This window comes from Salinibacterium sp. UTAS2018 (assembly GCF_004118935.1).
GTDB lineage: Bacteria > Actinomycetota > Actinomycetes > Actinomycetales > Microbacteriaceae > Rhodoglobus.
This window is the reverse complement of sequence record NZ_CP035375.1, coordinates 2,707,416-2,731,062: the sequence shown is the minus strand read 5'-3', so window position 1 is coordinate 2,731,062 and position 23,647 is coordinate 2,707,416. Positions and strand designations below refer to the sequence as shown.

At 63.9% G+C, this 23,647-nt stretch carries 23 protein-coding genes; 13 read left to right on the top strand and 10 right to left on the bottom strand.

What is annotated here, in order from left to right:
• The first annotated feature begins 156 nt into the window (after positions 1-156).
• From ESZ53_RS12975 to ESZ53_RS12960, 4 genes are all read left to right on the top strand, one after another.
• A complete protein-coding gene (locus ESZ53_RS12975) occupies positions 157-945 on the top strand; it encodes a DeoR/GlpR family DNA-binding transcription regulator (RefSeq protein ID WP_129073212.1) in 789 nt (262 codons plus the stop codon).
• Positions 942-1,919, top strand: a complete 978-nt coding sequence (locus ESZ53_RS12970; RefSeq protein ID WP_129073211.1) for a 1-phosphofructokinase family hexose kinase — start codon at positions 942-944, stop codon at positions 1,917-1,919. Before ESZ53_RS12975 ends, ESZ53_RS12970 begins: the two co-directional genes overlap by 4 nt.
• Before the next feature lie 81 nt (positions 1,920-2,000).
• Positions 2,001-4,082 carry a fructose-specific PTS transporter subunit EIIC gene (locus tag ESZ53_RS12965; RefSeq protein WP_129073210.1) on the top strand — a complete coding sequence of 694 codons (2,082 nt, stop codon included), beginning with the start codon at positions 2,001-2,003 and terminating at the stop codon, positions 4,080-4,082.
• A 77-nt stretch (positions 4,083-4,159) separates the two neighbouring features.
• Positions 4,160-4,609 carry an SRPBCC family protein gene (locus tag ESZ53_RS12960; RefSeq protein ID WP_129073209.1) on the top strand — a complete coding sequence of 150 codons (450 nt, stop codon included), beginning with the start codon at positions 4,160-4,162 and terminating at the stop codon, positions 4,607-4,609.
• Between the two features lie 18 nt (positions 4,610-4,627).
• On the opposite strand, the gene rsmI is transcribed toward ESZ53_RS12960, so the two are convergent.
• Positions 4,628-5,443 (bottom strand): 16S rRNA (cytidine(1402)-2'-O)-methyltransferase, encoded by an 816-nt coding sequence (rsmI, locus tag ESZ53_RS12955; RefSeq protein WP_129073208.1) that lies wholly within the window; start codon positions 5,441-5,443, stop codon positions 4,628-4,630.
• A gap of 146 nt (positions 5,444-5,589) precedes the next feature.
• Between rsmI and ESZ53_RS12950 the strand changes: the two genes are divergently transcribed.
• Positions 5,590-6,459, top strand: a complete 870-nt coding sequence (locus ESZ53_RS12950) for a DMT family transporter (RefSeq protein ID WP_129073623.1) — start codon at positions 5,590-5,592, stop codon at positions 6,457-6,459.
• Between the two features lie 90 nt (positions 6,460-6,549).
• Here the strand turns inward: ESZ53_RS12950 and ESZ53_RS12945 are convergent, their stop codons facing one another.
• Positions 6,550-9,087 carry an MMPL family transporter gene (locus tag ESZ53_RS12945; RefSeq protein WP_129073207.1) on the bottom strand — a complete coding sequence of 846 codons (2,538 nt, stop codon included), beginning with the start codon at positions 9,085-9,087 and terminating at the stop codon, positions 6,550-6,552.
• 139 nt (positions 9,088-9,226) lie between these two features.
• Here ESZ53_RS12945 and ESZ53_RS12940 point away from each other — a divergent pair, with 139 nt between their 5' ends.
• From ESZ53_RS12940 to ESZ53_RS12925, 4 genes are all read left to right on the top strand, one after another.
• Positions 9,227-9,802, top strand: a complete 576-nt coding sequence (locus ESZ53_RS12940; RefSeq protein ID WP_129073206.1) for a TetR/AcrR family transcriptional regulator — start codon at positions 9,227-9,229, stop codon at positions 9,800-9,802.
• Entirely contained in the window at positions 9,799-11,535 is a 1,737-nt protein-coding gene (locus tag ESZ53_RS12935) for a dolichyl-phosphate-mannose--protein mannosyltransferase (protein ID WP_129073205.1), read from the top strand. Before ESZ53_RS12940 ends, ESZ53_RS12935 begins: the two co-directional genes overlap by 4 nt.
• A gap of 71 nt (positions 11,536-11,606) precedes the next feature.
• Positions 11,607-12,926, top strand: a complete 1,320-nt coding sequence (locus tag ESZ53_RS12930) for an O-acetylhomoserine aminocarboxypropyltransferase/cysteine synthase family protein (protein ID WP_129073204.1) — start codon at positions 11,607-11,609, stop codon at positions 12,924-12,926.
• A 2-nt stretch (positions 12,927-12,928) separates the two neighbouring features.
• The gene (locus ESZ53_RS12925; protein ID WP_129073203.1) at positions 12,929-13,501 is read left to right on the top strand and encodes a CoA-binding protein; all 573 of its coding nucleotides are present in this window, start codon (positions 12,929-12,931) and stop codon (positions 13,499-13,501) included.
• A gap of 48 nt (positions 13,502-13,549) precedes the next feature.
• Here ESZ53_RS12925 and ESZ53_RS12920 read toward each other — a convergent pair whose 3' ends face one another.
• Together ESZ53_RS12920 and ESZ53_RS12915 are read right to left on the bottom strand one after the other, a co-directional pair.
• Positions 13,550-14,029 carry a DUF1003 domain-containing protein gene (locus tag ESZ53_RS12920; RefSeq protein WP_129073202.1) on the bottom strand — a complete coding sequence of 160 codons (480 nt, stop codon included), beginning with the start codon at positions 14,027-14,029 and terminating at the stop codon, positions 13,550-13,552.
• Between the two features lie 91 nt (positions 14,030-14,120).
• Positions 14,121-14,864: a phosphotransferase gene (locus tag ESZ53_RS12915; RefSeq protein ID WP_129073201.1), complete on the bottom strand. Its 744-nt coding sequence runs from the start codon at positions 14,862-14,864 to the stop codon at positions 14,121-14,123.
• A gap of 48 nt (positions 14,865-14,912) precedes the next feature.
• Between ESZ53_RS12915 and ESZ53_RS12910 the strand changes: the two genes are divergently transcribed.
• The 3 genes from ESZ53_RS12910 (at position 14,913) to ESZ53_RS12900 (ending at position 15,838) form a co-directional block, all read left to right on the top strand.
• Positions 14,913-15,257 carry an HNH endonuclease gene (locus tag ESZ53_RS12910; protein ID WP_129073200.1) on the top strand — a complete coding sequence of 115 codons (345 nt, stop codon included), beginning with the start codon at positions 14,913-14,915 and terminating at the stop codon, positions 15,255-15,257.
• Between the two features lie 78 nt (positions 15,258-15,335).
• On the top strand, positions 15,336-15,581 hold the full coding sequence (locus ESZ53_RS12905) for a type II toxin-antitoxin system Phd/YefM family antitoxin (RefSeq protein WP_129073199.1): 246 nt from the start codon (positions 15,336-15,338) through the stop codon (positions 15,579-15,581).
• The gene (locus ESZ53_RS12900) at positions 15,581-15,838 is read left to right on the top strand and encodes a type II toxin-antitoxin system RelE/ParE family toxin (protein ID WP_129073198.1); all 258 of its coding nucleotides are present in this window, start codon (positions 15,581-15,583) and stop codon (positions 15,836-15,838) included. Before ESZ53_RS12905 ends, ESZ53_RS12900 begins: the two co-directional genes overlap by 1 nt.
• On the opposite strand, the gene ESZ53_RS12895 is transcribed toward ESZ53_RS12900, so the two are convergent.
• A complete protein-coding gene (locus tag ESZ53_RS12895; protein ID WP_129073197.1) occupies positions 15,835-17,757 on the bottom strand; it encodes a thioredoxin domain-containing protein in 1,923 nt (640 codons plus the stop codon). The genes ESZ53_RS12900 and ESZ53_RS12895 overlap by 4 nt on opposite strands.
• An 11-nt stretch (positions 17,758-17,768) precedes the next feature.
• Between ESZ53_RS12895 and ESZ53_RS12890 the strand changes: the two genes are divergently transcribed.
• Positions 17,769-18,518, top strand: a complete 750-nt coding sequence (locus ESZ53_RS12890; RefSeq protein WP_129073196.1) for an MBL fold metallo-hydrolase — start codon at positions 17,769-17,771, stop codon at positions 18,516-18,518.
• A gap of 31 nt (positions 18,519-18,549) precedes the next feature.
• Here ESZ53_RS12890 and ESZ53_RS12885 read toward each other — a convergent pair whose 3' ends face one another.
• The 5 genes from ESZ53_RS12885 to ESZ53_RS12865 form a co-directional block, all read right to left on the bottom strand.
• Positions 18,550-18,996, bottom strand: a complete 447-nt coding sequence (locus ESZ53_RS12885) for a hypothetical protein (protein ID WP_129073195.1) — start codon at positions 18,994-18,996, stop codon at positions 18,550-18,552.
• Positions 18,997-19,146: 150 nt separating this feature from the next.
• Positions 19,147-19,977: an aldo/keto reductase gene (locus tag ESZ53_RS12880; RefSeq protein ID WP_129073194.1), complete on the bottom strand. Its 831-nt coding sequence runs from the start codon at positions 19,975-19,977 to the stop codon at positions 19,147-19,149.
• Positions 19,978-20,048: 71 nt separating this feature from the next.
• Positions 20,049-21,191: a bifunctional 2-methylcitrate synthase/citrate synthase gene (locus ESZ53_RS12875; RefSeq protein ID WP_129073193.1), complete on the bottom strand. Its 1,143-nt coding sequence runs from the start codon at positions 21,189-21,191 to the stop codon at positions 20,049-20,051.
• A gap of 49 nt (positions 21,192-21,240) precedes the next feature.
• Complete coding sequence (prpB, locus tag ESZ53_RS12870; protein WP_129073192.1) at positions 21,241-22,146, bottom strand: methylisocitrate lyase; 906 nt, start codon at positions 22,144-22,146, stop codon at positions 21,241-21,243.
• Positions 22,146-23,639 carry an MmgE/PrpD family protein gene (locus tag ESZ53_RS12865; RefSeq protein WP_129073191.1) on the bottom strand — a complete coding sequence of 498 codons (1,494 nt, stop codon included), beginning with the start codon at positions 23,637-23,639 and terminating at the stop codon, positions 22,146-22,148. Before ESZ53_RS12865 ends, prpB begins: the two co-directional genes overlap by 1 nt.
• Between the last annotated feature and the right edge of the window lie 8 nt (positions 23,640-23,647).

Sequence of the window (23,647 nt, the reverse complement as noted above, 5' to 3'; positions counted from 1 at the left end):
GCCCGGGGCTGCGAGCGCGCGACGTGAGAGCCGGATGCTCCGCCCCACGATGTGGGAATCTGTGGGTTTATCTGTAATTGTGTTGTAATGCCACAGGAACGGGCGTATCCTCACAGAAACGCAGTCGGGTGCGTTGACAATCAGGGGAGATTGCGGATGTACGCAGAAGAGCGGCAACAGCACATAGAGGGCAAGCTCGCTGAAGCCGGTCGCGTCACCGTCATCGACCTCGCTCACACGTTCGACGTGTCAAGCGAAACGGTCCGCCGGGACCTCGACCAGCTCGAAGCACGGGGCGTTTTGCGTCGCGTGCATGGAGGAGCGGTCTCGGCGGCTCGGATTAGTCGCATCGAAGAAAGCGTTGCGGCCCGCACCGACCGCAACTCCGACGCCAAAGAGCGCATTGCTCTCGCCGCGATGGCCCTGATTCCGTCAACCTTTACGGGCGCGATCAGCCTCGATTCGGGAACCACGACGAACCGCCTGGCGCTGCACCTGCGTGACTGGCAGCCCGCGGCATCCACCGGTTCGATGACGGTAATTACCAACTCACTCTCCATCGCTGCCACCGTGAGCGAGAACCCGCACATCGAGGTTCAGCTGATCGGCGGCCGCTTGCGGGGCATCACCGGCGCCGCGGTCGGCTCTGCCACCCTCTCCCAACTCGCCAACATCCGCCCCGACATCGCTTTCGTCGGTGCCAACGGCGTTCACGCTGAGTTCGGATTCAGCACTCCCGACCCCGACGAGGCCGCCGTGAAGAGCGCCCTCACTCGCGGTTCGCGACGCGCCATCGCTCTCGTCGATGCCTCGAAGCTCGGCCTCGAAACGCTCATCAGTTTCGCCTCACTCTCCGAGGTCGACACGATCATCACCGATGACTCCCCCGACGACGATCTGACGCGTGCGCTCGAGCGCGCGGATGTTGACACGGTGATCGCATGATCGTCACCGTAACCGCCAACCCCAGCCTCGATCGCACGATCGAACTCGCCTCCGCTCTCGACCGCGGCGCGGTGCAGCGTTCGGTAGCCAGCAGCGAGCAGCCCGGCGGCAAGGGCGTCAACGTCTCGCGTGCGCTTATCGCTTCGGGGCTCGAGACGATTGCGGTGCTGCCCGGCGATGCTGCTGACCCGATGCTCGTTGCCCTGCGCGCCGAGCAGACGCCGACCGCGGGCTTGCCAATCGCGGGCCTTCCGATTGCAGGGCGGGTGCGCTCCAACGTCACGATCGCCGAACCCGATGGAACGACGACCAAGATCAACGAGCCTGGTCCACAGCTCACCGCAGCCGACGACGCGGCGTTGATCGATCTCGTGGTCTCACACGCGCTCGACGCCGAATGGGTCGTGCTCGCTGGCTCGCTCCCGCCGGGCCTTAGCTCCGACTTTTACGTTCGTGTTGTTCTCGCCATTCGTGCGGGCACGGATGGGCCGCTGCCCCGCATCGCCGTCGACTCCTCGGGTGCTCCGATGAAAGCCCTCATCGATTCGGGGGTGGGTGTTGACCTCATCAAACCCAACGCCGAGGAACTCGCCGAAATAACGGGCCTCCCCGACACCTTCGAGAGCGATCCGGATGCCGCGGCCGCTGCCGCGCTCGGCCTCATCGCTCGCGGCTGCCACGCCGTGCTCGCGACCCTCGGATCGCGCGGAGCGCTCCTCGTGACCGCCGACGAGACGTGGCGAGCCACCATGCCTCCCGTCGCCGCCAAGAGCACCGTCGGAGCCGGAGATGCCTCACTGGCCGGCTACCTTGTGGCCGATCAGCGCGGTGACACCGCCGAACGACGTCTTGCACAGGCCGTTGCTCATGGCGCTGCGGCCGCCTCCCTCCCCGGCAGCACCATGCCGCGCCTCGACCAGACTCATCCCGAGACCGCTGACGTTCAGCCGCTCGGCCGCCCCGCCGCCCGCTAAACCTCAGCGTTAGCCCCTCGGCACCACCGACCTCAGAACTACGACCTCAGCACCACGACTGCTGGATACAAGGAGAAAGCAATGTCGCACCTCATCACCCCCGAGCTCGTGTTGCTCGATGCCGACCTCGGCACCGATCGCGCGGGTGTCATTCGCGCGCTGACGAATCTCGTCGCCGAACAGGGACGCGCCACCAACGCCGACTCGCTCTTCGATGACGCGTGGGCCCGCGAACAACTGACCGATACCGGCGTTCCCGGCGGCATCGCGATCCCCCACTGCCGCTCCGAAGCGGTCACCGAGGCGACCCTCGTGATGGCAAGACTCAAGCCCGCCGTCGACTTTGGTGCTGCGGATGCTCCCGCCGACCTCATCTTTTTGATCGCGGCCCCGGCCGGTGCCGACCAAGAACACCTCACGGTGCTCTCGGCTCTCGCCCGCTCGCTCGTGAACCCCGAGTTCGTCGACAGCTTGCGTGCCGCCTCGACTCGCGAAAACATCGTCGCGCTCGTGGAGCAAGCCACTGCGCCCGAAGAGAAGGCCGCGCCCGCCGGTGCTGCTGGTGGTGCTGGAGCTGGCTCGAGCACTGAGGCTGCTGCTGGTGCTGCTGCCGCTGCTGCCGGACACCCTGCGGCCAACGCCGATGCCGCCGCGCGCCCCATACTGATTGCCGTCACCGCGTGCCCGACCGGCATCGCCCACACCTACATGGCCGCCGATTCACTCGCGGCCGCCGCTGAGCGTGCTGGCGTGGAACTCCACGTCGAGACTCAGGGTTCGTCGGGGTCGACGCCGCTCGATCCTGCGGTCATTGCTGCGGCATCCGCTGTCATCTTTGCTGTCGATGTGGATGTTCGCGACAGGGCCCGATTCGCCGGCAAGGCTCTCGTGCAGTCGCCCGTGAAGCGCGGTATCGATGCGCCGGACGCGATGATCGCCGAGGCTCTCGCCGCCGCAAGCGACCCCAACGCTGCCCGCGTGGCCGGCGGCGAAGCAAGCAACTCGGTAGCCAATGACGCCGCGAGCACCTCGAGCGACGAACACTTCGGCCAGACCGTCACGCGCGCGCTGCTCACCGGCGTGAGCTACATGATTCCGTTCGTGGCCGGTGGCGGATTGCTGATCGCGCTCGGCTTCCTGCTCGGTGGGTACCTCATCACTGACACCGCGGGCGACATCATCACGCAGAACAGCCTGTGGAACCTGCCCGACGGTGGAGTCAGGGCGTACCTCGGCGCCGCGGCCTTCCAAATCGGTGCCGCTTCGATGGGCTTCCTCGTCCCCGCCCTTGCCGGTTACATCGCTTACGCGATTGCCGACCGCCCGGGTATCGCTCCCGGCTTCACGGCCGGTGCGGTTGCGGGCCTCATGGGCGCGGGCTTCCTCGGCGGTATCGTCGGTGGACTCCTCGCGGGTGTTGCCGCTCACTGGCTCGCACAGCGCAAAACTGCGGCCTGGTTCCGCGGTCTCATGCCCGTTGTCGTGATCCCGCTGCTGGCATCCATCTTCGCCTCCGGCCTCATGGTGCTGATCCTCGGTGGGCCGATTGCCGCCCTCACCATTGGCCTCAACAATTTCCTCAACGGCTTGAACGGAGCATCCGCTGTCGTTCTGGGCATCATTCTGGGCGCCATGATGGGCTTCGACCTCGGTGGCCCCGTGAACAAGGTTGCCTACTCCTTCGCCGTTGCTGGTCTTGGTGCCGGTGCCGTCGACAATCAGGCGCCGTGGATGATCATGGCCGCCGTCATGGCTGCCGGAATGGTCGCGCCGCTCGCGATGGCTCTCGCGTCGACCGTTCTCGCTCGGCGCCTCTTCTCGCCCGTTGAGAAAGAAAACGGCAAGGCAGCTTGGTTGCTCGGTGCGTCATTCATCTCAGAGGGAGCCATCCCGTTCGCTGCCGCTGACCCGCTGCGCGTGATCCCCGCCAGCGCCATCGGTAGCGCCGTCACTGGCGCCCTGATCATGGCGTTCGGCGTCACTTCGCAGGCTCCCCACGGAGGGCTGTTCGTGTTCTTCGCGATCAACCCGTTCCCAATGTTCCTCGTCGCAATTCTCGCGGGAATGGTCGTCACGGCACTGATCGTCATCGCGCTCAAGCGCTTCACGCGAAAGAGCGAAACCGTGGCGTCTGCTGCCGCTCAAGTACCAGTGGCCACCTAAAGTCGTAGGCTGGAGACCGGGCGCACTGCGATATCGTCGCAGAACGCCCGGTCTTGATACCGCGCAAGGGAGCCTCCATGAAGATCACCGACCACGTCTACATCGACGCCCCGGTGGACCGCGTGTTTGGGGTTTTTTGTGACCTAGACCGCGCCTCGACCAACATCAGCGGCATCCTTTCCCTCGAAGTACTCGACGGCCCCGCGCAGTTAGATGTCGGCACGAAGTGGCGCGAAACCCGCAGCTTCGCGGGCAAAGAAGCCACCGAAGTGATGTGGGTTACCGACTACGAGCAGGATGTGACTTACACCGTTGACGCGGAGTCGCGCGGCACTCACTACCAAAGCATCTATTTGTTTATGCCCAGCCACGGCGGCACCCGCCTCGACTACCGCTTCACGATGACGCCGCTGACCTTCGGGGCACGCCTCCTGAGCGTCGTCGGGCTGCTGTTTCTCGGTGTCACAAAGAAAGCGCTGACTCAAGACCACCACGAGTTGAAGGTCGCCTGCGAAGCACAGGCCTAACCACTACGGGCCCTCGGGTTACTTCTTTTTGGCCTGCAGCGCCGCTTCGTAGAGTTCGCGCTTGCTCAACCCGGTCTGCTCGGCCACCTCGGTTGCCGCTTCTTTCAAGCGAGCACCGTCAGCGACGAGTGAGAGTACGTAGGTGACCGCGGTTGGCAGATCGGATGTCGCGGGAGCAGCGCCTTCGATCACGAGACAGATCTCGCCCCGGGCTCCATCTTTGAACTTCTCGGCGAGCTCAGCGGCGGTGCCGCGAGCGACCTCTTCGTACATCTTGGTGAGTTCGCGGCAGACGACAGCGCGACGGTCATCGCCCAGGGCAGTAGCGAGATCGGCGAGCGCCGCAGGCAGCCGGTTGGGGCTCTCGAAGAACACCATCGTGCGTTCTTCGCGAGCAAGGCCACGGAAGTACGCGACCCGTCCCTTGCGGGGCAAGAAACCTTCGAAGCTGAAGCGGTCGGTCGGCAAGCCCGAGACGGCGAGGGCAGTGAGCACGGCACTCGGTCCGGGCAATGCCGTGACCGTGACGCCGGCTGCGGCTGCGGCCGAAACGAGCGGAAATCCGGGGTCGCTAATGGCGGGCATCCCGGCATCACTGAGCACAAGAACGTCGGCGTCGCGAGCCAGCTCAACGATCTCGGCGGCTTTCTCGGACTCATTGTGTTCATGCAGCGGAATGAGCCGCGGGCGGTTGTCGATGCCGAGAGCGCGCATGAGATGGATGGTCGTGCGGGTATCTTCGCTCGCGATCACCTCGGCGTTCGTGAGTGCCTCGATGAGACGCTGAGAAGCGTCGCCCAGATTGCCGATGGGAGTCGCCGCAAGAATGATCACTCCCCCATTCTCCCACCCGTCTTCGTCGCGCGTGGCGCGGCCGAAAATGGTCTGGGCCTGACGTGCGCAAAGCATCCGTTCTGAGGTCGTAGTGTTGCACTATGTCGACTCCCCCGCCCTTGAGAGGTACCCCTCTGGGCGCCGTGATGCTCGTTGTCTTCGGGCTCATTTTTCAAGACGTCGGAGCCTCGGTTGCTGTGCTGCTCTTTCCCGAGGTGGGGCCCGCGGGCATGGTCTCGCTGCGGCTGGTTTTTTCGGCGGCAATTCTTCTCGCCATCGCGCGCCCCAACCTGCGCGCGATCTCGAAACGCGCCTGGCTCATGGCTCTCGTTTTTGGTATTTCGCTCGGCGGAATGAACCTGCTGTTCTACGAAGCTCTCTCTCGAGTCGATCTCGGCGCGACCGTTACGATCGAAGTTCTCGGCCCTCTCGTGCTTTCTGTCATCGTCGCTCGTCGCGCTAGCGCCTGGCTGTGGGCGGTGCTCGCATTCGCGGGGGTTGCCCTGCTGAGCCTCGGTAGCGTCGGGGCCCTTGACCCGGTCGGCGTCGCCTTCGCCCTCGCCGCCGCAGTGTCGTGGGCGGGCTACATTTTGGCGTCTCGCAAGACCGGCCAGGTCTTTGCTGGCTTGGATGGCCTCGCCATCGCCATGGCGATCGGCGCGATCATCAGCCTCCCCTTCGGCATCACCCAAGCGGGTAGCACGCTACTCGAGCCGTCAATTCTGGTGCGCGGTTTGGCGGTGGCGATTTGTTCCTCCGCGATCCCTTACGCCCTCGAACTCATTGCGCTGCGCCGCATCTCTGCTGCCGCCTTCTCGGTACTCATGGCACTGGCTCCGGCCATCGCGACGGGTGCGGGATTCTTCGTGCTCGGCCAAAACATCACGCTGGTCCAGGGATTCGGAATCGCGCTCGTGATCGCCGCCTCCATTGGGGCAGTGCGAGCGGCATCCCGTGTGCCGGGCGCCCCCGGAGCGGGGCCGAACGCACTACTGCCCGAAGAGACTCCGCTGTAACGCGAAGCTTCTCCGGGCAGTGAACACCGTGGGTGCGGATGCTGTGTGGTGCAGGTGCTGTGTGGTGCAGGTGCTCTGTGAATGCGGGTGTTAGCGGGCGGTTGGTACCGAGTCGCTGCTCGCGTCATCCGGTTCAGCAGCATGGATGGGGTGGCTGCGCTCGAGGGCTGAGCCCTCGACATCCACGCTCGGCAGGATGCGGTCGAGCCAGCGAGGCAACCACCACACCGACTTGCCGAACAGGTGCATCAGGGCCGGGACCAGCATCATCCGCACCACGAAGGCGTCGAAGAGCACGCCGATGGCGAGGCCGAAGCCGAGCGGGCGAACGATCGCCAAGTGCGAGAAGACGAATCCTCCGAAGACGGCAATCATGATGATCGCCGCGGCGGTGACGACCGCGCGACCACTGCGCAGTCCGCTCATGACGGCGGCCCGAGCGGGCACCCCGTGAATGTACGCTTCGCGCATGCCTGAGACGAGGAACAGCTGGTAGTCCATCGCAAGACCGAACAGCACGCCCATGATGATGATCGGGGCGAAGTTCAGCAGCGGACCCGGATCGGTGACGCCGAAGAGCGCTCCCAACCAGCCCCACTGGTACACGGCGACCATCGCGCCGAATGCTGCCAGCAGCGACAGCACGTAGCCCGCGGTCGCGATAACCGGCACGAGTAGCGAACGGAACACCAGGATCAGGATGATCAGCGAGAGCCCCACGACTACTGCGAGGTACAGCGGCAGCACATTGGCGAGCTTCTCAGAAATGTCGATGTTTCCGCTGGCCGAGCCAGCAACGCCGAGCTGGATGTCTCCCGCGAGCGGAGAACTGTCGCGCAGTTCATGAACGAGTTCTCCCGTCGACACGCTCGTGGGCCCTTCCACCGGAACGACCTGGAACGCGAAGTAGTCCCGATCATCGGAGACACCGATCGGCGCGACGGCTTCCACGTCATCGAAGGCCAACAGCTGGTCGGCCAGATCGGCTTGAGTTTCGAGTTCTGCGTCTTCGGCAACACCGGCGGGCAGGGTCGCGGTCACCAGGAGGGTGCCGTTCTGACCAGCCCCGAATTCCTCGGCGATTGCCGTGTAGGTGCGGTACTGGGTCGAATCGGCAGGCTCTGACGAACCATCGGGCAGGCCCAAGCGCATCGAGAGCGCGGGGATCGCGACGATCAGCAGTCCGAGCGTCGCCACGATCAGCATGACCACCGCGCGGCTCGTGCGCATGGCGCGAGCCGGCGGAAGCACGTGCGATTCGTGACCGATGTTGGCGCGGGCCTTGCGAGAAAGAACTCGCTCGCCAAGAAGCGCCAGGAGCGCGGGGGTCAGGCTCACGGCGATCAGCACCGAGATAAGAACGCAGACAGCACCCACGGTGCCCATGACGCCGAGGAACGGAACGCCACTCACGTTCAGCGCGAGCAGGGCGACGAGAACCGTCGACCCAGCGAACAGTACTGCGTTGCCCGAGGTGCCGTTAGCGAGCCCGATCGACTCGTGCAGATCCATGCCCGCCGCTAGTTGGCGACGGTGGCGCTGCACGATGAAGAGCGTGTAGTCGATACCGACCGCGAGGCCGAGCATCACGCCCAGAATCGGGGTGACGGAGGTCATATCGACAACGCCGGAGAAGGCGAGCGAGCCTGCGACGCCCACCCCAACGCCAATGATCGACGAGACGATCGGCAACGTTGCGGGCAAGAACGAACGGAACAGTACGAGCAGAACCAGCCCGGCCAACAGCACACCGATGATCTCGCCGATGCCCAAAAGGCCATCGGTCGACGTGGTGATGGATGACGAGTAGTCGACAGTCACGCCGTCAATATCAATGGCATCCAGTGCGGCCGCAATCGCGCTCTTCGTCTCTCCCGAGAGGTCGAGCAGTTCGCTGTCGAAGGTGATGAGGCCGAGCGCTGTGGCCCCGTCGTCGGAGACGAAGCTGATCGCTGAGGCGGCATCCAGAAGGCGTTCGCCAAAGCCGAGCTCGCGCTCTTGCTCATCGATCAGGGCGATATTTTCGTCAATCGTTGCCTGCTGCGCGTCGAGCTCGGCCTTGCCGGCGTCGAGCTGGGCCTGCTGCGCATCGAACTGCGCGATCGAGGCGTCATAGAAGCCGGCGGCTTTGGCCTGCTCGATCGCAGCATCCAGTTGAGCCTGGCCGGCTTCGAGTTCTTGAGCACCCGCGTCTAGCTGAGTTTGACCAGTAGCCAATTCTTGCTTTCCGGCTTCGATCTGCTCGCGGCCGTCCACAATCTGTTGCGCTTGGTCATCGCGCTGAGCGTCGGTTTCGAAGGGGTCAATGACGTCGGTGACATCGCGTTTAGACGTGAGGCCGGCGAGAGCATCCGTGATCTCACTTCGCTGAGTCTCGGAGAAGGCACTGCCATCTTCGGATCCGAAGACAACGGTGGCAGAGATGCCGCCGACGTCGCCCAGCTGGTCGGTCAGTTCAGAGGCGACGCGTTCGGTTTCGGTGCCGGGAATCGTCATGGTGGAGGAGAGTGTGCCGCCGAAGAGGGCGAAGCCGCCGACTGCTAGGCCGAGAACGGCGAGCCAGCTGATGATGAAGAGCCAAGCGCGGCGGGCCGAAAGCCGGCCAAGGCGGTACAGAAGTTCAGCCATGCTGAAAGAGACCTCTCGTTAGGGACACAAAAACGAGCACGTCTTCGGGCTGCGATCCATGATATTTGACCTACCCTGAGTTTTCCAACAATTGTCGGAAAACTCACCCTTTGTGGGGTACCTCTGCGACAATCGACCAATGGATGCCCGAGTCGAACGAACCCGTCGAAGCCTGCAACAGGCGCTCTTCGCCCTCACTCAGGAGCGCCCCTTCGACGAAGTGACTGTCGGCGAAATCGTCGAACGGGCCGGCGTCAATCGCAGCAGCTTCTACCAGCACTACCCCGACAAAGAGACCCTGCTGGCCTTCGCCATCGAAGCCGCCGCCGACGAAGCGGGAGTGCAACTGGTCGATCTTGACCCGCTCAGCACCGCCCCACCGCCAGCCCTTCTCAACTACCTTTCTCACCTTGACGGCAACGCCGCCGTGTACGCCAGTGCGCTCGGCCCCCGCGGCTCAGCGTTTGTGGCGTCGCGACTGCGAACACGCCTTAATCTCATCGTGCGCCAAGGAATCCTCGATCACGATCCCACCGCCCCCGACGGCGTGCGCCTCGACATCGCGAGTGCCAGCATTACCGGCGCAACCTTCGGAATCATCGACGCCTGGCTCGCTATGACACCCCGACCGCCGGCGCGCACCGCCGCCGACTGGATCTGGCAGACCTTTACCGCGCCCCACGAACGCGCGACGCTGAGTACGATTGCGGAGTGAACCAGAGCAAACCGCGCGACTTCGACGCCATTCTGGCGAATGATTCGCCGTGGCTTTCGACTACGCCTGACGCGGATGCAGGTGCAGGTGCAGGTGCAGGTCATGGTGCAGATACGCCTGCGCCGGCGGACGGCGCTGATGCCGCGCACCCCGATTCCGTCGGTCGCCGCTACGCCGCCGCGGGCTCGCGCCTTGACGACTGGTGGGCGGCGAGAAATCCGCTGACCCGCCGCTGGCTCGGGTGGGCGGGGCCGGCGATTGTGGTGCTGATCGCGGCGTTCACGCGACTGGTCGGTCTCGGGCATCCGTCGTCGCTGGTTTTCGATGAGACCTTCTATGTGAAGGATTCGTGGACGCTCGTGAACCTCGGCTACGAGGCGCAGTGGCCGGCCGAAGCGGATGCGCTCTTCAACAGCGGCAAGGCCAACATCTTTCTGAACGATCCGTCGTTCGTCGTGCATCCGCCTCTCGGCAAGTGGTTGATCGGCTTGGGCATGCTGCCGGGCGGCGGCGAAGACCCCTTCGGGTGGCGCATTGCGACGGCCATCGTCGGCATCCTCGCCATCGTGGTGCTCATGCTGATCGCCAAGAAGTTGTTCGGTTCCACGCTGCTCGCGACGCTCGCCGGGCTGCTGATGGCCATCGATGGCAATGCGATTGTCATGAGCCGCGTCGCGCTGCTCGACAATTTCGTGATGATCTTTGCCCTGCTCGGCGTCGGCGCCATGCTGCTCGATCGGGAGCACTCAGCCACACGATTGGCGTTGTGGATCAGTCGCCGCGGGCTCCGCGGCGCGAGCACCGAATGGGGCCCGGCTCTGTGGTGGCGACCGTGGCTCATGCTCGCGGCCGTTGCCTTCGGCCTTGCCGCCGCCGTCAAATGGAATGGCCTCTACTTCTTGGCCGCTTTCGCCGTCTACAGCCTGGTGGTGGATGCTCTCGCTCGCCGTCAGGCTGGCATCGGCTTCTGGGGTTCCGGCACGCTCTTCAAGCAAGCACCCGTGAGCTTTCTGCTCACCGTTCCGGTCGCGCTGCTCGTGTACCTCAGCACGTGGGCGGGCTGGTTTCTCAGCGACAATGGCTACGACCGCGACTGGGCCGAATCCGACGGCAATGCGTGGACAGGCGTTCTCAGTTGGGTGCCCCTCGACATCCAGAGCCTGTGGCATTTTCAGTCGAGCGTCTACAGCTATCACGTGGGCGAAAATCGACCCCACCCCTACCAAGCGAACCCGCTGACCTGGTTACTGCTGATCCGCCCGACGAGCATGTTCTACGAAAACGTTGCGCGCGGCGACGACGGTTGTCTCGCGGATGCCTGCGGCGCCTCCATCTCGGGAATCGCCAACCCCATCATCTGGTGGGCTGCGACCGCCGCCATGCTGTACCTCGTATACCGCTTGGTTCGCTACCGCCAGTGGCAGACCGGGTTCATTCTGATGGGCGTCGCCGCCGGTTACCTGCCCTGGTTGCTCTATCTGAACCGCACCGTTTTTCAGTTCTACACCATCGTGTTCGAGCCGTACCTGATTCTGGCCTTGGTCGCCGCGCTCGGGGTGATCCTCGGCAGCCGCGACGACGATCGGTATCGGCGCACGAGCGGCCTCGGCGTCGTCGCCGTGTTTGTGGTCGTCGCGATCGCTGTCAGCGTCTTCTTCTGGCCGCTCTGGACCGGTCAGGTCATCGACTACGACCTGCTGCGCCTGCGCTGGTGGTTGCCGACCTGGGTCTAGGCCAGCCACCTTCGTGGCGTTCTGTTACGTCGCGGACGCGGCGACGGCATCCGGTTGGGTAGCCTGTGGCTATGGCTGAGCAGAGCGGTTCCGACCGCAACTATGGTTTTCGCACGCGCGCAATTCATGCGGGCAACATTCCTGATGCGGCGACGGGAGCTCGCGCCCTGCCGATTTACCAGACGAGCGCGTACGTCTTTGATGACACCGCGGATGCCGCCGCTCGCTTTGCGCTGCAGAAGTACGGCAACATCTATTCCCGGCTTGCTAACCCGACGGTGGCCAGTTTCGAGGAACGGGTCGCCTCTCTCGAGGGCGGACTCGGTGCCGTCGCCACCGGCAGTGGACTGAGCGCGCAGTTCATCACCTTTGCGGCGCTGGCGGGTGCGGGAGATCACATCGTCTCGAGCGCCAACCTCTATGGCGGTTCCATCACGCAGTTGGATGTCACGCTGCGTCGTTTTGGGGTCGAAACCACGTTTGTGCGCTCCGCCGACCCCGCAGACTATGCGGCGGCCATAACCGACAAGACCAAGCTGATTTTCGCGGAGACCATCGCGAACCCGTCCGGCGAGATTGCCGACATTGAGGGGTTGGCCGAGGTCGCGCACGCGCACAATCTGCCACTCGTCATCGACTCGACAGTCGCGACTCCCTACCTAAGCCGCCCGATCGAGTGGGGTGCCGACGTGATCACGCATTCGGCGACGAAGTTTTTAGGTGGCGCGGGCACGACTCTGGGCGGTGTGGTCGTGGAGAGCGGCCGCTTCGACTGGGCCACCGACCGCTTCCCCCTCTTCGACGAGCCGGTGCCGAGCTATGGGGGTCTCAACTGGAGCGGCAACTTTGGCGAATACGCCTTCCTCACTCGCCTGCGCGCGGAACAGCTGCGTGACATCGGGCCCGCCCTCGCCCCGCACTCGGCCTGGTTGCTCGCGACCGGCGTTGAAACTCTTCCCTTCCGGATGCAAGCTCACGTCGACAACGCCCGCATCGTCGCCGAGTGGCTCGAGGCCGATTCGCGCATCGAAACCGTGTACTGGGCAGGACTGCCAGGGCATCCGCACTTCGAGCGTGCTCAGAAGTATTTACCGAAGGGCGCCGGTTCGGTGTTCTCCTTCGAAGTGCGCGCGACGGGCACTCAGGGTAGCCGGGAGGTGGGCCAAAAGTTCATCGAGAGCGTGGAGCTGGCCAGCCATCTCGCCAACATTGGCGACGCGAAAACGTTAGTGATTCATCCGGCATCGACGACGCACGCGCAGCTCACCGAGCAGCAGCTCATCGACGGCGGCGTGCTGCCGGGTGTCGTGCGCATCAGTGTGGGTATCGAAGACCCCGAAGACATCATCGCCGACCTCGACCAGGCGTTGACCGCTGCGACGAAGGGCTAACGATGTCGACCGAAGAAGTACAAACCACCCAACTCAGCAATGGGCTCACGTGCGACCTCCCCGCGAGCTCACCGCTCGCGAAGTTGCTCAAGTCGCAGCGCACCTGGGTGGGGCCGGATGCCAAAAAACGTGCCGCCATCCTGCGCGGCGCCAGGTCCATTGCGATCGTCGGGGCCTCCCCCAACCCCTCGCGGTCGAGCTATTTCGTGGGCACCTACCTGCTGCAGTCGACCGACTACACGGTGTATTTCGTGAACCCGAATGCCGACACGATTCTGGGCCAGAAGGCTTACCCCGACCTGGCGTCGCTACCCGAAGTGCCCGACATCGTGGACGTCTTTCGCAAAGCCAGCGACATCCCCGCCGTGATCGACGACGTGCTCGCGATCGGCGCGAAGGCGGTCTGGGTGCAGCTCGGCATCTGGAACGAAGAAGCCGCCGTCTACGGCGAATCGCAGGGCCTCACTGTCGTGATGGACCGCTGCCTCAAGGTCGAGCACGCCCGCTTCAACGGCGGGCTCAACCTCATGGGCTTCGATACCGGAGTTATCTCCTCGCGTCGCGCGGGGCGCTAGGCCGAGCGCCAGCACCCCTGCGGGCAACAGCTCGCGCTGCCTGCGGGTCTAGGCCGACGGCGCCGAATCTCCGCCGAGCTTCTCGCGCACGCTGATCCACGCCGCGCGGTCCTCGTCGAGCCGCTTCAGAATTTCATGCAGTTCAGCGATCACGATTGATTGCTGCTGGTTGAGGGCAAACACCTCTTCGATGTCAGCCTTCGCCGCGGCATCCACGTCGTAATCGTGTTGGGCCAGCGCCGCAGAAATGCTGTCTTGGCGCTTGGCGGAGATCAGCAGAATCGCGCCTTGGAGACCGGCCAACATGCTGAGAAACAGGTTGAGCAGAATGTACGGATACGGATCCCACGTCGCCGCCGTCAGCGAATTCACCCCGGCCCAGATCAGCATGAACGCCATAAAGCTGATTACGAAGACCCAGCTGCCCATCGAATTGCGCAGCGTGTCAGCCGCTCGCTGACCGGTCGTGAGAGAGTCGTCGTGGGCTCGGTGCCAGTTGCGGGGTTTACGCGCGCTCATGATCTTCATGCAGCACAGCCTAGATCGCTAGTGTCCTGAGGTCACTCGCCGCGACGGTTCCGGCGTCGTGAGGAGCGCTAGGCGAGGGACAGCTACAACCTCAACGAACCTGACGCTCGTCATCCATCAGCCCGCGCAGAAAGCGCGCGTCGCGCTCGTACTCCGCGGCATCGTCTTTCAGTTGCGGCTTCGAGAGCCCAACGGCCTTGTCGCGGGACATCTGGGCAAGGTCGTGAAGGCGAATGATCGCCACCCGCAGAACGTCGCTCCACGTCGCATCCGATCCATAAGCTGTTAAGAGAACTTCGACTCGGCGGCGAGCGTCTTCGATGCCCGGTGCGTTGTGGGGAGTCACCGACGTCAACGGGACTGCCCGCGTGGCGAAGTACGCGAGATCCCACAGTCGTGGTCCCGGCGAGCACATATCGAAGTCGATTGCTCCCACAAGCCTTCCGTCAACGAAGGCAAGATTGTGCGGCGAAAAGTCGTTGTGGCAGATCACTTCGGCGGGCACTTTCGCAGGCGATTGCCACACGGCGCCGTCTAGCCCGAAACCGATGCTGGCGTCATGCAACTGGCGAAGGCGACGGGCGCCCTCCCGAAGCACGGCATCCGTCCACACAAAATCGGGTAACGGGTACAGCGGCACGTCGCCCTCGATGAACGACAGACGCTCCCGAGCGCCCTCGATACCGATCGGTCGCGGTGCCCAATCGACCCCGGCGACAGCAAGATAGTCGAGATAGCGGTGCACCGTCGGCGTCCACGGCCCAGCGTTGCGCAGCACGGTGTCGCCGCTGCGTTCGACCGCGTTCATGTTTCCGCCGGGAAGAAGACCATCCATCGTTTCAGCCTAGGCCGCTGTTCGGGGTTGGTGCAGTAACTTAGCGGTATGGCTGTGGCTCAGACTCGACGCGCTCGCGCCGCCCGACGCCGCAAACGTCGAGTGGATGCCGCCGACAACGACCTCACCGCTGAACAGTGGAACGAGATCACTCGTGAGTGGGGCGGCTGCGCCTACTGTGCCGCGACCGACTGCCCGTTGCAGAAAGACTGCGTTCAGCCGATCTCCCGCGGCGGCAGTTACACCGTCGGCAATGTCGTGCCCGCCTGCGGCTCGTGCAACGCCAGCAAAAGCAACAGCGAAGTGACGTCCTGGATGCGCCGCAAGCGCCTCGACGAACGCGCATTCCTCACGCAGTATGTACACGTGCGGCAGGCGCTCGGGATTCTGTAGCTCGCCAGCGCGATTGCCCTCGCGGTTGCGCAGAACACCCTTATGTACATTTCAAGGCCCTAAACGTACAATTGACTCATGTCGACCACCAGCATCGCGGATGCCCGCAAGAACTTCTCCGAGGTCATCGCCACCTCAGAGCGCGAAGCAGTTTTCATCGAGCGCCGTGGACAGCGCGCGGCCGTAGTCGTAAGCCCAGAGCAGTATGAGCGCATGATGGATGCGCTAGAGGATACTGAAGACGTTGCCGCGTTCGACGAAGCGATGGCCGACGAGGGCCCGAACGTTCCCTGGGATCAGGTCAAGACAGATCTGGGCTGGTAGTGGCCTACCGCATTGAGGTCACGCCCGCCGCGGCGCGTGCCCTCACACGAGTTGACCATCAGCATCGCGACAGAATTCGTGGCGCGATCGCGCTGCTCAGCCACGACCCGCGACCTCCCGGCGCCAAGGCACTTCAGGGGCGCCCCGGATTTCACGTGCGCATCGGCGACTACCGAATCGTCTACACAATTCAGGATGAGGTGCTGCTCGTCGTTGTCGTCACCCTCGGGCATCGACGCGACGTCTACAACCGCTAGTTCGCACTCAGCAGCGCCTCCAACGCAGCCGCATCAGTGAGCGGTAGGCGGCACACAAACTCTTCGCAGAGGTAGGCCGTCGGTGCGCCGCCTATAGCGGTGCGCGCGGCAAACAACTCGAAACCGGATGCCGCAAAAGCGTCGGCCTGAGCCTGCGAGACCGCAACACCAATGCCCCCAGCGCGGTGCAGCGTGCGGGCGAGACGAGTGAGCTCGCCGCTAGCCTCATCCTCCGTCACGACGACGAGTTGGCGCAGCGGTGCACCGAGCTCCGACATGAGGGTGAGGGCGGTTCCGAACGAGATGGGTTGCTGGGCTGCGAGTTGGCCGACCAGCTTCATGGATGCCTCGGCGGCATCCCGGTATTGGGCGTCGCCGGTGAGAGCGAAGAGGGTGTGCGCGGCGGCGGCCATGGCGCTGAGACCGCTGGGGTGGGCTCCGTCGCTGATGTCGGCTTCGGTCGAGAGACCTTGCGCAGCGAGCACCGAGTCGCTGCCACCGGGGAGGCCGAATGGTGAGCTTCCCGAGCCTGCAGCTCCGGCAGCGAGCGCGCCGTCGATGAGGTCGCGGGCGGCGATTGCGTAGCGAACCTCGCCGGTCGCGATCGAGAGTTCGAGCAGGCCTTGCGCGAGCATTCCACTGTCTTCGAGGGTTGCGGCCGCGTCGGAGAGGATGCCGTCGATCGAGGTGCGAACGAGTCGCCCCCCAGCGACGCCGGCAGCCGCAGCCGCGCCGGCTCCTGCACCAGCAAGAGCACCCGCCCCTGACCCACGCACATGCTCAGCGAGCAGAAAGTCAGCGGCACCGCGAGCCAGCGCGATCCACTCGGCCTCGCCGTGACGGGCGCCGGCCAAGGCAAGAGCTTCGATGGCGAGACCGTTCCAGCCGGTGAGAATCTTGTCGTCGCGGGGCGGGGCTTCGACGCGAGCGCGGCTGGCGGCGTCCAGCGAATAGTAGAAGCCTTCGACGCGTTTGCCGTCGACGGTGCTTTCGGAGTCGAGGCCCGACGCGAAGGCTCCTGAGGGCAGCAGCAACCGGTCGCGCAAGAACTCGGCGACGCCCGTGGCAACCTCGGCCGAGTCGGCGAGCGCGTAGGCGGCGAGCAGTTGGGCGTTGTCGTAGAGCATGCGTTCGTAGTGCGGGTCGGTCCAGTCGGCCTGGGTGGAGTAGCGGAAGAAGCCGCCATCGACCGGGTCGCGCAGGGCGGATGCCGCCATCGCCGTCAGCGTGCGGTCGGCAAGGCCGGCTGCCTCGGGCGAGTGTTCGGCGGAGCGGGCCCCGCGATCGAGAAGGAATCGCAGCACCGGCGTGACCGGAAATTTGGGGGCGTCCCCGAATCCGCCATGCTCGAGATCTTCGGCGGCAGCAAGCGCATCGATCACGTCAGCAAAGTCGGTGACGAGTTCGCTCTCCACACCGCGGCTCTGGGCGAGCGCCTGAGCAATCGCGGCCCCACTCGTCTCCACTTGCTCACGCCGCGCGGTCCACGCCTCCGTCACCGATTCGAGCACTTGCCGAAATGCCGGATGCTGCCCCACCGCGGTCGGCGGCCAGTAGGTGCCGGCAAAGAAGGCTCGCCCCGCGGGGGTGACGAAGACGTTGAGGGGCCAGCCCAGGTTGGGCGTGAAGGCGGATGCCGCCGCCAGATAGGTGGAGTCCACTTCGGCGTGCTCTTCGCGGTCGACCTTGATCGCCACAAAGTTGTCGTTGAGGTAGGCGGCCAGCACGGGGTCGCTGAACGATTCGCGCGCCATCACGTGACACCAGTGACAGGTGGAGTAGCCGATGGAGACCAGCACGGGCACATCGCGGCGTTGCGCTTCAGCAAAAGCTTCGGCAGACCACTCCCACCAGTGAACCGGATTGGTGGCGTGTGATCTCAGGTACGGACTCGCAGCAGATTCCAGACGATTGGGCATAGTCTCAGAGTATGTCGAAGTTGACCGTGACCTACATTGGTGGCCCCACCGCGTTGCTCGAATATGCGGGATTGCGCATCGTGACTGATCCCACCTTTGATGCCCCGCAGCTTTACCCCGACGAGGGCGGTGTGCCGCTCACCAAGACGGCGGGTCCGGCACTGAGCCGAGCGGATGTTGGCGCTGTCGACCTGGTGTTGCTGTCGCATCACGAACACCAGGACAACCTCGACTACGAGGGACTCGAACTTCTCGCCACGGGCGTGCTGACGATCAGCACCATGAAGGCGGGCTCTGACCTCTTCGGCGGCGGTGTTGTCGGTCTCGACTCGTGGGAATCCCGCGAAGTCGGCGCAGTGACCGTCACCGCAGTGCCGGCCCTGCATGGCCCTCCCGGTGCGGAAGCGCGCGTCGGCCCGGTCACCGGTTTCGTGCTGCAGGCCGAGGGCGAACCCACCATCTACGTCAGCGGCGACAACGCCTCCCTGCCGCTCGTGCAGCAAATCGCCGACCGCTTCCCCGACATCAGCATCGCGGTGCTCTTCGCGGGTGCTGCCCGTATCTCCGCCGTCACTGGCCCTCTCACTTTGACCTCAGCGGATGCCGCAGAAGCCGCCAGAATCTTGGGCGTCGACCATGTGGTTGGCCTCCACACCGAGGGGTGGGAACACTTCACCGAAACCCGTGCCGACCTCGAGGCTGCGTTCGCGGGGACGGGGTTGCTCGTGGAGACGCCGCCCGGGGTTGCTGTCAGCGTGTAGCGCTCGACGCTACCCGCTGAGCCCTCAACGCCTAGCGCGCGAAGTTGAGTGGGATACCGGCTGGGCCCACGAGTCGAACGCTCGAGCTCCCCGGAACGGGCTGCAAGACCACGTTGCGATCGCTGCCGCGTTCGTCGATGGCAATGGGGCGCCCCGCCACCAAGTCAGCGACGTCATCCGAGCTCAGCGTGAGCCCGTATTCCTCAAGCGCCCACGTCTTCACGGCGACGCTGTGCTTCGCGAACGACAGCGCATATCGCTCGTCGAATGAGTCTGCTGCCCCGACGAGACCCGTGACGCTAGCAAATCCGATGCCGATCGCAAGTGCGGTCACCACGAAGGCGCGCAGACGGTAACCCGATCCGGCAAACCAGATCAGCACGGCAATTACGGCAAACCCCAGCGCAGCGAGCACGCCAATGAAAGGGATGAATGCCCAGCCCTCTGTCGGGCTGTGGAAGACGCCGGGATTGTCCACAGTCGCTCGCTTTCGTCACGCGGCACTGGCCACTTTTAAGCTGAGTAGAAATTCTAACAGCGCCCGTCACCCGCGCCGCACGACAAAGGCCGACCTCCAACGCCCGGAGGGACGCGGATGCCGGCCTTTGCTCACAGCAGAAAAGGCGCCTTAGAAGGTCGCTTCGTCGGGGTTTGTTCCCACACGCTGGTCGCGGTCGATAGCGTCGATAGCTGCCATCTGTTCCGCATCCAGTTCAAAGCCAAAGACATCGAAATTCTCAGCCATACGCTCACGCGAGTTCGACTTGGGGAACACGATGATGCCGCTCTGCAGGTGCCAACGGATCGCGACTTGAGCAGGCGAAACCTCGTGGGCAGCCGCCGCGGTCTGCAGAGCAGGCTCGCTGAACAGGTCGTACTTGCCCTGGCCGAGTGGACCCCACGCCTCGATGTGCATGCCAAGCTCAGCACCGTAGGCGCGCAGATCACGCTGCGCGAATGCCGGGTGCAACTCAAGCTGGTCAACCGCAGGCACCGTGTTACTGCCCGCGATGATCTTGTCGAGGTGGGCACGGTGAAAGTTGCTGACACCGATCGAACGCGTCTTGCCTGCTGCCTTCAACTCTTCGAGCGTGAGCCAAGTCTCGAGGTAACGGTCGAGATCGGGGCGAGGCCAGTGGATGAGGTACAGGTCCACATAGTCAAGGCCCAGCTTCTCGAGACTGAGATCCATGGCGTCGCGAGCAGAGTCTGTGCCCTGGTCGCTGTTCCACAGCTTCGTCGTGATGAAGAGTTCTTCACGCGGGATGCCCGAGGCCTTGATGGCGTTGCCAACGCCCTGCTCGTTGCCGTAAATCATGGCGGTGTCGAGGTGGCGGTAGCCAACCTCGAGCGCGTCAGTGACGATGCGCTCGGTTTCTGCGGGGTCAACCTTGAAGACACCAAACCCGAGCTGCGGGATGGAATTGCCGTCGTTGAGTTCAATCTGGGGAACAGTCATTTCCCCATCTTGCCACTCACGACTGACGATTCCATCCGCGCAGATAAAGCTCCTAGCGAACGAGCTAATTTCTAACCGATGTGGCGCTCGTCCACTCCCGAGTACGCAGCGAGGGGGCGAATGAGCGCGTTCGAAGCCGCCTGCTCCATGATGTGAGCGGTCCAGCCGGTGATTCGCGCGGCGACGAACAGCGGCGTGAACATGTCGGTGTCGAAGCCCATGAGGTTATAGGCGGGGCCACTCGGGTAGTCGAGGTTCGGCTTGATGTTCTTGCGACTCGTCATGGCCTCTTCAAGAGTTTCGTAGAGCTCCATCATGTCGGGGCGATCGTACTCAGCGATGAGAGTTTCCAGCGCTGCCTTCATGGTGGGCACTCGCGAGTCACCGTTCTTGTACACGCGGTGACCGAAGCCCATGATCTTGCGCTTCTCGGCGAGCGCCGTCTCGAGCCACTGCTCGGCATTAGCGGCGGTGCCGATCTCGTCGAAGACGTGCATGACCGCCTCGTTCGCTCCGCCGTGCAACTGGCCCTTGAGTGCACCAATTGCTGCCGTGACCGCGCTGTAGAGATCGCTCATCGTGCTGGTGACAACGCGAGCGGTGAAGGTCGACGCGTTGAAGGAGTGCTCGGCGTACAGAATCATCGACACATCAAACGCGTTCACGACGACGAGGTCAGGAACCTCACCGAAGGTCATGTGCAAGAAGTTGGCCGAATAGCTGAGGTCATCGCGCGGCTCCACGAGTTCCTGGTCACGACGGCGACGCTGGTCGTACGCGATGATCGCCGGCAGCTTCGCCAGAAGCGTGAGCGAACGCTGCTGGTTGAGTTCTTCGTCGACCATGCTCGCGGGGTCGGTGAGGGTGTCATCCATGGCACCGATCACGCTGACGGCGCTGCGCACGACATCCATCGGATGCGCGGTGAGCGGCAACTCATCAATCACGCGCTTGGTGTGCGCGTCGAGGTGACGCTGCGCCCGCTCGGAGGCTTGGAATGCCTCGAGCTGCTCGCCGTTCGGCAGTTCGCCGTGCCACAGCAGGTAGGCAACTTCTTCGAACGTGCACTTCTCGGCTAGTTCTTGCACGGGGTAGCCGCGGTAGAGCAGCGAATTCGTTTCGGGGTTGACCTTGGAAATCGCTGTGGTGTCAGCGATGACGCCGGCTAGGCCCTTGCGGATCTCGTTTTCGGGGGTTCCGTTTGAGTCAGTCATGGTGCTCCTCGGTGGTGTCTGTCGAGTCAAGAGTGGTGGAAACTGTGATCTAAAAGTGGTTATCGAGAGTGAAGTTGAACACTGATGAATCGAAAGAGTTGTAGCTTTCGTAATCGAGCAGTTCATACAGGCGAGCCCTCGTCTGCATCTCACCGACAGCAGACTGCTGAGTGCCGTCGGCGTTGATTGCATCGAGAGTGCGCTCTGCAGCACCCATGGCACTACGCAACAGGGTTACGGGATAAATAACAATGTTTACGCCGATATTGCTCAATTGTGTTGTCGTGAAAAGTTCGCTCTTACCAAACTCTGTCATGTTCGCGAGGATCGGAACATCCACGGCATTGCGCATCGCTTCAAACTCGCCGAGGTCTTTCATCGCCTCGGGGAAGATCGCGTCGGCGCCCGCATCAACGAGCTGCTTGGCGCGGTCCATCGCCGCATCCAAACCATCAACGGCGCGGATGTCGGTGCGAGCCATGATCAGCAGGTTCGGGTCGCGGCGCGCGTCGGCGGCCGCACGGATGCGCTTGAGAGCAGTGTCCGTGTCGACAACCGCTTTGCCATCGAGGTGGCCACAGCGCTTCGGGTTGACCTGGTCTTCGATGTGGAGCCCGGAGACCCCCGCATCTTCGAGGGTCTGCACGGTGCGCGCGACGTTCATGGGCTCGCCGAAGCCGGTGTCGGCGTCAACGAGCGACGGCAGGTCGGTCATCCGCGAAATCTGCTGCGAACGGCCGGCCACCTCGGTGAGAGTCGTCAGGCCGATGTCGGGCAACCCCAGGTCGGCGCTGATGACGGCACCCGAAATGTAGACGCCGTCGAAGCCCTTGTCTTGGATAAGGCGAGCACTCAGCGGGTTGAACGCACCGGGCACGCGTAGCAGTTCGCCGCTGGCGAGGCGCTCGCGAAACTGGGCGCGCTTGGTGGCGGGGTCGGTCTGGGCATACAGCATTAGAAGATTCCTTTGGCAGTGATGGCGGGGAAGTTGCCGCGCACGGTCAGCCCGCCGAGTTCAGCTGGCGAGAGCTCGGGCAGGCGCTGAGCGACGTCCAAGAAGCGCTCGATTTCGTCGTTCGCGAGCACGCCATCCGCGAGCATGCGGAACTTGTTGATGTACTGATCGCGCGCGAACGGACGAGCACCGAGCGGATGCGCATCGGCGACAGCGATCTCTTCGGCGATGCGACTACCGTCGGTCAGCTCAATTTCGACACGACCACCGAACGCCTTCTCCGCGGGATCGATCGAGTGGTAGCGACGCGTCCACTCGGCGTCTTCCGCCGTGGTGACCCGCTTCCACAGAGCGATCGTGTCCGGGCGGTTCGCGCGCTCCGGAGCGTAACTCTTGACGTGGTGCCACGCCTGATCCTGCAGGGCAACCGTGAAGATATACGGGATGGAGTGGTCGAGCGTCTCGCGGCTCGCGTTGGGGTCGTACTTCTGCGGGTCGTTCGCACCCGAGCCGATCACATAGTGCGTGTGGTGGCTCGTGTGCAGCACGATGCGGTTGATGTTGGCTTCAACCAGTTCAGGATGCTCGCGCCCGAGCTTGCGGGCGAGGTCGATCCACGCCTGCGCTTGATACTCAGCTGAGTGCTCCTTCGTGTACGAGTCGAGGATCGCGGTGCGCGGCTCCCCCAGCTCGGGCAACGGAACTTCGTAGTGCGCGTCGGGACCGTCGAGCATCCACGCAATAACGCCGTCTTCACCTTCGTAGATCGGGGTGGGGCTGGTCTGGCCGCGCATGGCACGGTCGACTGCTTCGACGGCCATTTTGCCGGCGAAAGCGGGAGCGTGTGCCTTCCAAGTAGAAATCTCACCCTTGCGCGACTGGCGCGTGGCGGTCGTCGTGTGCAGCGCTTGGCCCACGGCCTGGAAGATGGTTTCGGTGTCGAGGCCGAGAAGGGTTCCGATGCCGGCGGCGGCGCTCGGGCCGAGGTGGGCAACGTGGTCAATCTTGTGCTTATGCAGGCAGATCGCCTTCACGAGGTCGATCTGAATTTCGTAACCGGTGACGATGCCGCGAAGCAGGTCAGCGCCGGTGCGGCCCGTGTGCTGAGCAACCGCCAAGATCGGCGGGATGTTGTCGCCGGGGTGCGAATAGTCGGCCGCCAAGAAGGTGTCGTGGTAGTCGAGCTCTCGCACGGCAACGCCGTTGGCCCACGCGGCCCACTCGGGGCTCACGCGCTCGTCGGAACCGAACACGGTGGCTCCGGGCGTAAACGGGTGGCGTTCGGCTTGCGCGCGAGCAGACACGACCGGCGCGCGGGTGAGGGAGGCGGTGGCAACAGCAGCGTTGTCGATCACGCGGTTGATGACCATATCGGTCACGGCATCCGTGGGTTCAAGCTGTTCGGCGGCGATTTCAGCAATCTTGTGCGCGAGCTGATCTTCGCGAGCAAGATTTTCGTCGCTGCGGTAAACGCGGAGGGCGTGGTCTTTCACAGTGGAGC